Source organism: Nocardioides sp. AN3, from assembly GCF_054653495.1.
Genome location: NZ_BAAIGC010000030.1, coordinates 53,343 through 63,908 on the forward strand (window position 1 = coordinate 53,343; position 10,566 = coordinate 63,908).

Consider the following 10,566-nt stretch of genomic DNA (forward strand, 5'->3'; position numbering starts at 1 on the left):
TAGCGCCAGCGGTGCTGGTGGGTGCAGCCTGTGATCACGAGCCCCGCTACGGGAGAGGCCCACCAGGAAAGAGGCAGCAGGAGAAGAGGAGAGCACCATGAGTGAACGAGGTGTGCACGCCGCCGACGCCGGCCACGACGCGGACGATGCCCGCTTGGCCAGCCTGGGCTACCAGCCGCAGCTGCGACGAGTCCTCGGACTCTTCGCCAACTTCTCGGTCGCGTTCACCTATCTCTCCCCGATGGTGGGCATCTACTCCCTGTTCGTGCTCGGCCTCGGCACCGGCGGTCCGGCCTACATCTGGCTGAACCTCATCCCGATCGCCGGGATGCTGCTGGTCGCGCTCGTCTTCGGCGAGCTCGCCAGCCACTATCCGGTCGCCGGTGCGCTCTACCAGTACTCGAAGTTCTCCGTCGGCCCCGCCTACGGCTGGTTCGTGGGCTGGTTCTACGGCCTCGCGCTGCTGATCACGGTCGCAGCGGTCGACACCGGCGTGGTGGCCTACTTCGCCGCGCTCACGCACAACTGGTTCGGGTGGGGCCTCGACCCCGCCGACCACCTCACGATCCTGCTCATCACCGTCGGGCTCCTCCTGATCCAGACCGTCCTCAACATCACGGGCGCCCAGGTGATGGGCCGGGTCGCCCAGTTCGGGGTCTACGTCGAGATCGTCGGCACCTTCGGCATCGCCCTCATCCTGGCCATCCACGGCTTCCACCACGACCTGGGCTACCTCTTCTCCACGCAGGGACAGACGCACGGGGCCACCAACGCGCTCGGCCTGAACTTCCACGGCTCGTGGCTGGCCGCCGGGTTGATCGCCGTGCTGGCGCCGGTCTACATCTACTACGGCTTCGAGTCCGCCGGCGACATCTCCGAGGAGACCAAGGACGCCGGCCGCCAGGTGCCGAGGGCGATGCGTCTGGCCGTCATCTGGGGCGGGATCGCCTCGATCGTCCTCACTGCCGCCCTCCTGCTCGCGATCCCGGGCAACGGGCCGAAGGGCGTGAGTGCCGCCGTGACCGGCGGCGTGCCGTCGATCCTCGACCAGCTGCCCTCCGGCATCCAGGACTTCCTGCTCCTCATGATCATCTTCGCGTTCTTCTCCTGCGGCACGTCCATCCAGGGCGCCGGCAGCCGGCTGGCGTTCTCCTACGCCCGCGACGAGGCCCTCCCGGGATCGGGGTGGCTGCGCCGTGTGCACGAGCGGTTCCGCACGCCGGTCAACGCGCTCATCGCTGGCGCCGTCATCACCGCCCTGTTCGTGCTTCTGGTCTTCGCCTCGCCCACCCACGACAAGAAGTTCCTGTTCATCACCTACCCCGGTGGCGTCAACGCGCTCGTCGCACTGGTCTCGTTCGGGGTCAGCGGCATCTACCTGTCCTTCCTGCTGACGGTGATCGCGGCAGCCGTGGCCCGAGCCCGCGGCTGGGTGCCCGAGGGCAAGTTCACCCTCGGCCGCTGGGGCACGCTGGTGACCTGGCTCGCCCTCGCCTACCTCGGACTGATGCTGATCAACGTGGTGCTCCCCACCGGCCTGAGCTCGCCACGGGCCTACTTCAACCTCGACTGGATCACGCTGACCGTCATCGCGGTCATCACCCTGGTCGGGCTCATCCTCTTCGCCATCGCTCGCCCGGACCGCGGCGTCCGCCACCACCTCCACGACGACCTCGAGGCGACTGGAGCGGAACGGGCGGACTGACTTTCGCGCGCACGCCATCGCCAATCGAGGGGACGGTCTCTCGCGGCGGTGCCTCCCAGACGGCACTCTGGACGGATGGAGCAGCACTTCCAGCTGGAGATCAGGTGGTCCTGGCTGGTGCTGCTGGCGGCGTACGGCGTGGCCGGCTGGGTGACAGCCGTCGCCGGTGGCCACTTCCTCTACGGCGGCCGCGACGGGATCGTCGCGCACGCAGCGGCCTTCACCGGGCTGGCGGTGGTGGCCGTGCTGTTCCACGAGCTCGGGCACGCGCTCGTCGGAGTGGCCCTGGGCCGACGACCCCTCCGCCTCGTGCTCAAGGCCGGCGCGGCCGTCCAGATCGAGGTGGCCAGGCCCGGCTCGCGCGGTGACACCGCGCTCGCCGAGAGCCTGGTCGCGTTGGGCGGCCCGCTGGCGAGCCTGCTGATCGCGCTGGCATACGTCAACGTCAGCACGACCTTCACGACGCCGTTCGCCTGGGCGGGTCTGCTGGCGCTCTTCGACGGCCTGGTCAACCTGGTCCCGGGCGTCGCGCGAAGCGACGGCGACCGCGTGCTGCATGCGTGGGTCCGCCCACCCCCGAGAGGGGGAGGATCGGACGGTTCGCTAGGTCTGGGCTGACCGCCGCTGGCCGGTGCCGTCAGGTAGGGACCCGCCGGCCGTGAGGCGATAGGCCTCTGCGAGCTCGCGCAGCAGCGCCGCCTTCTCGCTCGCCTGCAATGCCGCCTTCATGTTCGACTCGGCCTGGCTCTGGATCGCGGCGTACAACGCCTCCTGGGCCGCACGCTTCGCCTGGTCCGCCATCGATCTTCTCCTCCCCGCGCGGGCCTTCTGCCGACGCACCCCCGGCTGGTACCCCCGCGCGCTCCACCGAATCGTCGTCAGGGGACCTCGTGGAACCACTCGCGGCCCAGCACCAGGCGCGCCGCGGGGCCGGGGAGGGCCAGGACGAGGGCGACGGTCCGGATGCCTCCGCCGGCCTGGGAGGCGTGCGCGGCGAGCGCGGCCCGCTTCGCGCCGACCTGGTCGCGTACGTCGACCCGGTGCGACACCTCCGCACGGTCGCTGTAGATCTCCTCGCCCGGGATCGTGAGGCCCGGCAGCAGCCGTGCCACCGGCCGGACGACCCGGAGGGCCCTCAGCAGCCAGGTCCGGTCCATGGTGGCCTCCCACAGCCGTGGGCGACGTGACGCGAGGCGCTGCGCCTCACGGGCGACCCGATGGACCTGGACGTGGTCGGGGTGCCCGTAGCCGCCGTTCGCGTCGTAGCCGGTGAGGACGTCGGCGTCCTCCTCGTCCACGATCGTCGCGACCGCCCGGGCGGGTGCGTCGACCCCTGCGTCGACGAATCGGTTCGCCGCGGTCGTCGGCGCCCCCGCCATGCCGGAGTCGTCGTAGCCCAGCCATGCGACGCGTGCGGCGCCCAGGGCGCGTGCGGAGGCCGCCGCCTCGGCTCGCCGCGCGGTGGCCAGGGCCCCCTGCTCGTGGGCGGCCGCCAGCCCGGCGCCGCCGTCGGTGGCGAACACCAGCACGACGCGGTCACCCGCGGCAGCACGCTGGGCGAGCCACCCGCCCGTCAGCAGTGCCTCGTCATCGGGGTGGGCGTGCAACGAGACGATCGTCGCCACCGCTGGCTCACCCCTCGATGGCCAGGGCCGACGGCACCAGCGAGGCCGGCGCGTCCGCGGCCGGGGCCACCCGTGCGGCCGCGGCGCGGTAGAGCGCCTGGGTGCGGTCCAGGGAGTCCGTCCAGTCGAAGGCCGGGGCGACCCGTCGGTTGTGGTCGGCGATCCGGTTGCGCAGGCTCGCGTCGCGGACCAGGTCGGCGACCGCGACGGTCATCTCGACGTCGTCGGCCGCGAGCACCCCGTCGACCCGGTCGCGGACGAACTCGGCGACACCGCTTGACCGGTGCGCCACGACCGGCAACCCGGCGCAACGCGCCTCGAGGGCTGCCAGGCCGAAGGACTCCTTGGCGGCCGGCGCGACGTAGATCGTCGACGCGAGCAGCTCGTCGATGACGCGCTCGCGCGGGATCCGACCCGTGATGCGGACGTGCTCAGCGAGGCCATGGCGGCGCACATACCGCTCCGTTCGACGCCGGAGGGGGCCGTCCCCGACGATGACGAGCCTGACGTCGACCTCGGGGGTCAGCTCGCGCACCCGGCGCAGCATCCGCAGGAGCTGGAGCGGGCGCTTGCGGGGCATGAGGCGCATCACGCTCACGAGAGTCACGGGACGGTCGTCGTCAGGCTCGGCGACGTCGCGCAACGCGGGCCGCCACGCGGCGACGTCGACGGCGTTGGGAAGTACCTCGACCGTGATGCCCTGGAGCGAGCGGCCGAACGTCTCCGCCGCTGCGCTGCTCACCGCCGACCACGCCACGGGCCAGCGGCGCAGACCCGCCAGTGCGGCCACTCGGAGGATGCCGCCGGCGCCGGCCCACATCGAGTGCACCGTCACCAGGGTGGGGATGCCCGCGGCCATGGCCGCTCGCGCCACGGCGATCCCGTAGGGCGACAGCATCGAGACGTGCACGTGCACGACGTCGTAGTCCCTGACGACGCGGCGGGCCTGGGCAGCGGGGAGCCGATGCACCCAGCCGGGGTCGCCCTCGCACGGTCGAGGCGGAGTGAGGACCTCCGCGTCGAGGCCACGGGACCGCTGCTGGCGGACGAGCTCGTCGACGTGCGTCTCGATGCCCCCGAGGCGGGGAAGGAAGACGTCGGTCACGTGAGCGATCCGCCGCGCCGGTCCGGGCGCTCGCATCAGCACCGGCGCGCGCCGCTCGGTGAGCCGCTGTCCGAGCAGCCAGACCCCGAGGGCGCTCCCGCCAACGGGGATCTCCACGGCGAAGATGAACAGGCGGTAGAGGACGGCGGCCGCGGTGACGCCCGCGGGGTCGCCGCCGAGGGCGAGGAGGGTGCCGACCAGCCCGAGGTCGGCGATCCCGACGCCTCCCGGGGTGATGGGGACGACCGTGAAGAGCCGCTCGACGGCGAAGGCGGCCAGCACCTCCGCCCAGCTGCACCCCGCGCTGGTCAGGTGCAGGCAGGCCCCGAGCAGCACGGCCTGGAGCGCCAGGTAGCCGCTGATGCCGAGCGACATCCGCAGCCAGCCTCGGACCACCAGTCCGACGCACTCGCGCCGGACCTCGAGGAGGGTCTCGACGACGTGGATCTCCCGGTCGCGATGGATCAGGCGCAGCGCTCGGCTCGCCAGCCGCTCGACGAAGCCGCCCACGACCTGGGCGGCGTGCGGACTCGCCAGGAGAGCCGTCGCGACGGCGGCGAGGCCGACGAAGCAGACTCCGGCAAGGATCGCCGCAGCGCGCAGCTGCCCGGTCACCTCGTCGGCATGGGCGAGCGCGAGCACGGCCAGGACGGGCAGGAGCAGCTTGGCGCCGACGTCCCACAGGTTGGTGAGGAACGTGTAGCCGGTGAAGTCGCGGGTGTCGATGCCCCACGCCTTCATCATCCGGCGGTTCAGCTCCACGCCGGCCGCACCGCCGAGCGGGAGCACGTTCGAGACGGCGCTGCCGGTGACGTTCAACGTCAGCGCGCGCCGGTGGGTGAGGCTGGGTGCGGCGGCGGTCAGAACGAAGGAGTGCACCCACAGTCCCAGCAGCCACAGGCCGACCAGCGCGACGGCGGCCGGCCAGTGGATCGAGCGGAGCACCGGCATGACGCCGTGCCAGGAGACGTCGACGGCACGGGGGAGCCCGATCGTGAGCAGGGCGATCGCCAGGGCCCAGGAGGCGAAGAAGCGCACCCGGGCTCGCACCCGCGCGCTACTCATGGGCGGCCGGCTCACGCTGCGGGTCACGCCGCACGTCACGCGGCACGTCACCGGGGGCGGGCACCGGGGCGGCGCGACCGGCCCTGAGCTCGCCGAGCCGCCAGCGAAGGATCCGGACGGCGGCCTCGCGCGCGACGTCGGTGGTCATCTTCGACGCCCCCGCGGTCCGCTCGGTGAAGGTGATCGGGTGCTCGGCGACGCGGAGCCCCGCGCGCTCGGAGCGCCAGGTGTTCTCGACCTGGAACCCGTAGCCCGTGGAGGTCGAGTCGAGCACGTGGGCCGCGGCCAGGCTCGAGCGCCGCCAGGCGCGGAAGCCGGACGTGGCATCGCGGGTCGTGAGCCGGAGCATGGACCGAGCGTAGGCGTTGGCGGCCCCGGACAGCATCCGCCGCTCCACAGGCCAGTTCACGGTGGCGCCCCCGGGCACGTAGCGCGACCCGATGACGACGTCATGGTCGTCCAGGAGGTGGAGCATGGCCGGAACCTCGCTGGCGGGATGCGACCCGTCGGCGTCCATCTGGACGATGGCGTCGTACCCGTCCTCGACGGCCACCGAGAACCCGGCACGATAGGCGGCGCCGAGGCCGTTCTTCGAGCCGCGGGTGAGGAGTCGGAGCCACTCGCCGAACGCGGGATGCCGCCTGATGACGTCCCCGGTGCCGTCGGGGCTGCTGTCGTCGACGACGAGCACGTCGATCGATGCGCCGGCGGCGCGCGACCTGACCGTGGCGATCTCCTCGAGGAGGGCGGCGACGGACGCCGACTCGTTGTAGGTCGGCACGACGATCATGCAGCGCATGATCAGACGGTAGGCAGGGGCGGATGAAGCGAGGATGAAAGGTGGCGACGCGATCTTCGCCGTTCCGCAGACAGGAGCGGCCCGCTGGGGCACCCTAGGGATCGAGCCTCCGGCGGCCCGAGACGCCCAGGGCTCGCAGGGTCGCCGGCGATCGGGGGATTCGCCGGCGGCCCGCCTCAGCCTTGCCAGGCCGGCACGGCCGGGCGCTCGGCGGTGGCCGCCTCGGTGACCTCGAGGATCGTCTCGACCACGTGGGCGTGTCCCGCGCGGGCGTCGCTCTCCGTGGCGTAGCGCAGCGTGTCGGGCGTGAGCCCCAGGACCCGGGGGTCCGGGGCGTCGTCGTCCAAGCGCTCGATGAGCGTGCGGTAGACCGCAGGCGCTCGTCGGCTGCCCGGCTGCCGGGGAGCAGGGACCGCTCCGACGTCGATGCCGAACCACAGCGTCGAGACCCAGTAGGGACCGACCCGCTCGCTGGCGACGTGCTCACAGCCCGGGTTGTCGAGGTGGAGCTGGACGTAGCCGGCGAAGTCGATCCGCTGACCGGCTCTGTCGTAAAGACGCGGCAGCAGCTCGGCAGCTCGCGGCGTGGCTGGGGTGTCCGAGTTCTCCCAGGGGGTCATGCTCACAGGGTCCCCCACGTCGCCCGGTCCGGCCAACTCGCACCGGCGCGAGGAGCCTCTGAACCGCTCGTTCTCGTCCGTTTGCGCCCGGAACCGGTCGCCGGCGTCGAGAGCGGCGTCCCTGGAGTGTGGGTCGGTGCCGCCCGCTACGGTTGCGCCGAGAAGATCCCCGATCGAAGGTGGTTGCCATGTCCTACGTCGTCGACTTCGAAGACGTCTCCACGGTCGGGCTCGAGTCGTCGCCGGTGGCTGAGGCGCTGGCCGGGCTGCGGGCGAACGAGGCACGCTACTTCAAGAACAAGTACTCACACGTCTTCACCGTCGAGCCGGCCAGTGAGGCCGCCGACGTCGTCGAGCGCGTGGATCGCATCCTCAAGGAGGAGCGTGACATCGTGATCGCCTCTCCTCCGCTGGAGGCGACGGAGTTCGAGGTCGACGGGATCCGGTGGTCCTACGTGTTCTACGAGTCCGGGCTGTCGATCAACGTGCTCTACACGCTGGCGGAGGGCGGGAAGCGGGCCGTCGGGTTCAAGCTCTCCGACGGCATGGAGGTCCCCGAGGAGCTCGCCACGCGGTTCAAGTTCGCGCGGCAGAAGTCGAAGCTGGCCGGCACGATCCGTGGCACGTTCTTCGTCGTCAAGGGCGAGTACTGATCGCCTCGCCCCTGACGACGACTGCTCAGATGGTGTCTGAGAGGGCCCGCCCTGTCTCAGAGGCCGCGGCGCCCGCGGGTGCGGCCGAGGATGAACAGCACGAGGGCGACGATGAGCAGGATGATGAGAATGGTCCACAGCATGGGGTGACTCCTTCGCTCAGGTGATCGGTCCGAACCGGGCGGCTCCGTCAATGCGAGCGCCGGCTCGGTCCTTCTTGTGCTGTCGGTGCCCGTCGCCGCCCCGGCTGAAACGGGCGACGCTCCGGAGGTCAGCGGCGAGGACGACCCGGACCACGACGTGCAGCGAGGTGTCGACGGCCAGGTTCGCCATCAGCGCGACGGGCAGCACCGCGGAGGCGAGGGGCAGGACGGGCGAGCGGGGCGCGGAACGGCGGGTGCAGGTCCGGGCGCGTACGGCGCAGGAGCGAGGTCACCAGCGACACGATCGCGAACGCGAAGAGGGTGCCGATGCTGATGCGGCACGCGGCTCATTCAAGACCGAGACCCCGGCGACCGCCTGCCATGATCCAGGCGAAGATCTCGCCGATGGTGGCGTAGGCATAGGTGTACGCCGAGCCGGCCGCCGGCACAGCAGCGCCAGCTCGGCGCAGCAGAGTGCCGAGGGCAGGCTGACCACGCCCGCGAGCACGACGGACAGGCATCACGGCAGGGCCGTCGTAGGCCTTCGCCGCGACGCTCGTGAGCGTGAAGATGCCGGTCCCGATCACGATCCCGATGCCGAAGCTCATCAGATCCGGGGCCGAGCCGCCGTTGCAGTCGCCCTGGCTCATCACCGGGCCGGTCGGCTCCGGTCAGGGCGGCTCCGGTCTCGTGGATCTCGTCGGCGGGCTTGGTTCGGGCCGGGTCCACCCGGGCCGGTTATCCGATGGGGAGGGCTCAGTCTCCTGGGTTGATGCCGCCGCGCCAGGAGCCGGTCTCGGTGCCGCGCGACTCGATGAACTTCTTGAAGTTCTTCAGGTCCGCGTTGACCTGGTGCTCGACCACGTTCAACATGTCGCCCGCCTTCTCGACCATGCCTTCTGGCTCGACCTCCATGCGAAGCGTCACCTTCGTCGCCGCTGTGCCGCCTGACGCGAACGACACCGTCCCGACATTCGTGGTCCCGTCGACGGCGCGCCAGGTGATGCGCTCGTCCGGGGTCTGGTCGACGATCTCGGCGTCCCACTCGCGGGTCACGCCAGCGATGCTCGCCTTCCAGTGCAGCCGCTTGTCATCGAGTTGCTGGACGTGCTCGACCCCGTCCATGAACTGCGGGAACGACTCGAACTGCGTCCACTGGTTGTAGACGGTGCTGATCGGGACGTCGACGTCGATGCTCTTCTCGATGGTGCTCATGTCATCTCCTGATTTCGACTTCAGAGCTGTTCAACAAGGCGGTAACCGCGTCGGGCGACGCGCAACCGGCCGCGTTCGGTTCTCCGGCCGCTATCGGCGTCTGAGTCAGCTGTGCAGCTGGAGCCGCGCGACGACCCCTCCTGTGCCGTTGCGCACCTCGGTGACCACGAGATCGCTCAGGTCGCCCTCCAGCCGGCATGCCTGCTCGTGACTGCCGAGCTGGAGGAGGATCGATCCGCCCGGCAGCAGGTGGCGGGTGGCGACCCGCACGCACGCTCGCGCAGCGTCGAGACCGTCTGGCCCGCCATCGATCGCACCGGGAGGATCGTCCGGGAAGTGTGCGGTCTCCTCGCTCGGGACCCAGGGCGGATCAGCGAGCACGAGCGCGAACCGCTCCTCCGGCTCGGCAGCGTGGTTCAGGTCGCGCTGCCGTACGTCGACCACCTCGCCCAGCCCCGCTGACGCGGCATTGCGCCGCGCGAAGTCGCACGCCGCCGCCGAGTCGTCCACAGCGACCAGCGGCCGAGGCTGCCGGCTGATCGTGAGGAGGCCGATGTGGCCTGCTCCCGCGCAGAGCTCGAGCACGCCACCCGCTGGCGCCTGCGTGAGGATGTCGGCTCCCCAGTGAGCCTGCAGCATCGTCCAGGGCCGGGGCGCAAGGATGCGCTCGTCGTAGGCGATCTCCAGATCGCCGAACCTCATCGTCTGTGACACGCCGCCTCGTTATCCCGCGTCGGCAGATCCATGCCGAGGTGGGTGCATGCTGCAGTTGCGGCCCCTGCGCATGCCGAAGCCGCAGGTGCGCATCGGGCAGCAGCTTCCCGAGACCTACCGCTGAGGTCGCTCACCGACGCGGCTCGTCACGGCGGGCAGCGTGGTTCTGGGTCGGGCCGGACGTCGCGCCGCTTGTCTGGCCGCTTCTCGCTCGTGTGTCGCGGCTCAACCTTCCGGGTGCCGTCGGCGTCGGTGATCCATTGGTAGCGGTGTTTGCTGGTCCAGAGGTATTCGCCTGGGCTGAGTCGAACGTAGTTCCAGTGGCCGAAGGTCTTCGCTCGGTGGTGGCGTCTGCATAACGGTGCGAGGTTGTCGGTGGAGGTCTGGGCGTCGGTTTCGTCCAGGCTGTCGGGCTTGTCGGGTTTGCGCTTCTTCTCGTCGTAGGGCTCGATGTGGTCGATGTCGAGCTTGAGTGAGGGCCGGTCGCAGTGGGGGAAGACGCAGGTCGGGTTGGTGGCGGTGACGTGGTCGCGGACGCGGTCGGAGGGCTCATAGCCGGTGGAGTGGAGGGTCTCGGCGAGGTCGAGGACGGGTTTGACGGTGATCTGTGCGGTGCTGGTGCTGCCGCACCAGTGTCGGATCTGGTCGGTGGTGACCGGTCCGAGTGGGTAGCCGGTGTGGCTGTGCAACATGCCGATCAGCTCGTCGGCGCCTGCGGCAGGCGGGTTGCCGGCGTTGCCGCCACAGCCGCTGCCGCCACAGCCGTTGCCGCCGGCACCGTTGCAGTGGTCGGGGGCGCTGCCGCCGGGTGCACCGAAAGGACTCCCGTCGCGCTGGGCGCCAGTGCCTCCATCGCTGCTGGCGTGGCCGCTGGTGTCGCTGCCGGTGCCGGTGCCGCTGCTGGTGCCGGTGCCGGTGCCGT

The 10,566-nt window shown here is 71.0% G+C and carries 13 protein-coding genes; 3 read left to right on the forward strand and 10 right to left on the reverse strand.

Going from position 1 to position 10,566, the window contains the following annotated elements:
* Window positions 1–97: 97 nt before the first annotated feature.
* Both ACYQ1K_RS23070 and ACYQ1K_RS23075 read left to right on the forward strand, forming a co-directional pair.
* On the forward strand, window positions 98–1,705 hold the full coding sequence (locus tag ACYQ1K_RS23070) for an APC family permease (protein WP_459985687.1): 1,608 nt from the start codon (window positions 98–100) through the stop codon (window positions 1,703–1,705).
* A gap of 75 nt (window positions 1,706–1,780) precedes the next feature.
* Complete coding sequence (locus tag ACYQ1K_RS23075; protein ID WP_459985688.1) at window positions 1,781–2,323, forward strand: M50 family metallopeptidase; 543 nt, start codon at window positions 1,781–1,783, stop codon at window positions 2,321–2,323.
* Here the strand turns inward: ACYQ1K_RS23075 and ACYQ1K_RS23080 are convergent.
* The 5 genes from ACYQ1K_RS23080 to ACYQ1K_RS23100 all read right to left on the reverse strand — a co-directional run bounded on the left by ACYQ1K_RS23080 (window position 2,309) and on the right by ACYQ1K_RS23100 (window position 6,919).
* Window positions 2,309–2,506 carry a hypothetical protein gene (locus tag ACYQ1K_RS23080; RefSeq protein ID WP_459985689.1) on the reverse strand — a complete coding sequence of 66 codons (198 nt, stop codon included), beginning with the start codon at window positions 2,504–2,506 and terminating at the stop codon, window positions 2,309–2,311. The two genes, ACYQ1K_RS23075 and ACYQ1K_RS23080, sit on opposite strands and share 15 nt — an antisense overlap.
* Before the next feature lie 77 nt (window positions 2,507–2,583).
* Window positions 2,584–3,330, reverse strand: a complete 747-nt coding sequence (locus ACYQ1K_RS23085) for a PIG-L family deacetylase (RefSeq protein ID WP_459985690.1) — start codon at window positions 3,328–3,330, stop codon at window positions 2,584–2,586.
* A gap of 7 nt (window positions 3,331–3,337) precedes the next feature.
* Window positions 3,338–5,500: a glycosyltransferase gene (locus tag ACYQ1K_RS23090; RefSeq protein WP_459985691.1), complete on the reverse strand. Its 2,163-nt coding sequence runs from the start codon at window positions 5,498–5,500 to the stop codon at window positions 3,338–3,340.
* Complete coding sequence (locus tag ACYQ1K_RS23095) at window positions 5,493–6,299, reverse strand: polyprenol monophosphomannose synthase (RefSeq protein ID WP_459985692.1); 807 nt, start codon at window positions 6,297–6,299, stop codon at window positions 5,493–5,495. The genes ACYQ1K_RS23090 and ACYQ1K_RS23095 overlap by 8 nt, the downstream gene beginning before the upstream one ends.
* Window positions 6,300–6,475: 176 nt before the next feature.
* Window positions 6,476–6,919 (reverse strand): hypothetical protein, encoded by a 444-nt coding sequence (locus ACYQ1K_RS23100; protein ID WP_459985693.1) that lies wholly within the window; start codon window positions 6,917–6,919, stop codon window positions 6,476–6,478.
* A 188-nt stretch (window positions 6,920–7,107) separates the two neighbouring features.
* On the opposite strand from ACYQ1K_RS23100, the gene ACYQ1K_RS23105 reads away from it, so the two are divergent.
* Window positions 7,108–7,572 (forward strand): phage tail protein, encoded by a 465-nt coding sequence (locus tag ACYQ1K_RS23105; RefSeq protein WP_459985694.1) that lies wholly within the window; start codon window positions 7,108–7,110, stop codon window positions 7,570–7,572.
* Window positions 7,573–7,731: 159 nt separating this feature from the next.
* On the opposite strand, the gene ACYQ1K_RS23110 is transcribed toward ACYQ1K_RS23105, so the two are convergent.
* From ACYQ1K_RS23110 to ACYQ1K_RS23130, 5 genes are all read right to left on the reverse strand, one after another.
* Entirely contained in the window at window positions 7,732–7,905 is a 174-nt protein-coding gene (locus ACYQ1K_RS23110) for a hypothetical protein (RefSeq protein WP_459985695.1), read from the reverse strand.
* A gap of 157 nt (window positions 7,906–8,062) precedes the next feature.
* Window positions 8,063–8,365 carry a hypothetical protein gene (locus ACYQ1K_RS23115; RefSeq protein WP_459985696.1) on the reverse strand — a complete coding sequence of 101 codons (303 nt, stop codon included), beginning with the start codon at window positions 8,363–8,365 and terminating at the stop codon, window positions 8,063–8,065.
* A 106-nt stretch (window positions 8,366–8,471) separates the two neighbouring features.
* Window positions 8,472–8,930, reverse strand: coding sequence for an SRPBCC family protein (locus tag ACYQ1K_RS23120; protein ID WP_459985697.1), 459 nt, complete (start codon window positions 8,928–8,930; stop codon window positions 8,472–8,474).
* 105 nt (window positions 8,931–9,035) lie between these two features.
* Complete coding sequence (locus tag ACYQ1K_RS23125; protein ID WP_459985698.1) at window positions 9,036–9,644, reverse strand: methyltransferase; 609 nt, start codon at window positions 9,642–9,644, stop codon at window positions 9,036–9,038.
* 146 nt (window positions 9,645–9,790) lie between these two features.
* Window positions 9,791–10,566, reverse strand: a 776-nt coding sequence (locus ACYQ1K_RS23130) for an HNH endonuclease signature motif containing protein (protein WP_459985699.1), incomplete at its 5' end; no start/stop codon positions are given.

Excerpts from the sequence above, each read along its gene's own strand:
- ACYQ1K_RS23070 (WP_459985687.1), top strand. The coding sequence starts at position 98 with ATGAGTGAACGAGGTGTGCACGCCGCCGACGCCGGCCACGACGCGGAC.
- ACYQ1K_RS23075 (WP_459985688.1), top strand. The coding sequence starts at position 1,781 with ATGGAGCAGCACTTCCAGCTGGAGATCAGGTGGTCCTGGCTGGTGCTG.
- ACYQ1K_RS23080 (WP_459985689.1), bottom strand. The coding sequence starts at position 2,506 with ATGGCGGACCAGGCGAAGCGTGCGGCCCAGGAGGCGTTGTACGCCGCG.
- ACYQ1K_RS23090 (WP_459985691.1), bottom strand. The coding sequence starts at position 5,500 with ATGAGTAGCGCGCGGGTGCGAGCCCGGGTGCGCTTCTTCGCCTCCTGG.
- ACYQ1K_RS23095 (WP_459985692.1), bottom strand. The coding sequence starts at position 6,299 with ATGCGCTGCATGATCGTCGTGCCGACCTACAACGAGTCGGCGTCCGTC.
- ACYQ1K_RS23100 (WP_459985693.1), bottom strand. The coding sequence starts at position 6,919 with ATGACCCCCTGGGAGAACTCGGACACCCCAGCCACGCCGCGAGCTGCC.
- ACYQ1K_RS23105 (WP_459985694.1), top strand. The coding sequence starts at position 7,108 with ATGTCCTACGTCGTCGACTTCGAAGACGTCTCCACGGTCGGGCTCGAG.
- ACYQ1K_RS23110 (WP_459985695.1), bottom strand. The coding sequence starts at position 7,905 with ATGGCGAACCTGGCCGTCGACACCTCGCTGCACGTCGTGGTCCGGGTC.
- ACYQ1K_RS23115 (WP_459985696.1), bottom strand. The coding sequence starts at position 8,365 with ATGAGCCAGGGCGACTGCAACGGCGGCTCGGCCCCGGATCTGATGAGC.
- ACYQ1K_RS23120 (WP_459985697.1), bottom strand. The coding sequence starts at position 8,930 with ATGAGCACCATCGAGAAGAGCATCGACGTCGACGTCCCGATCAGCACC.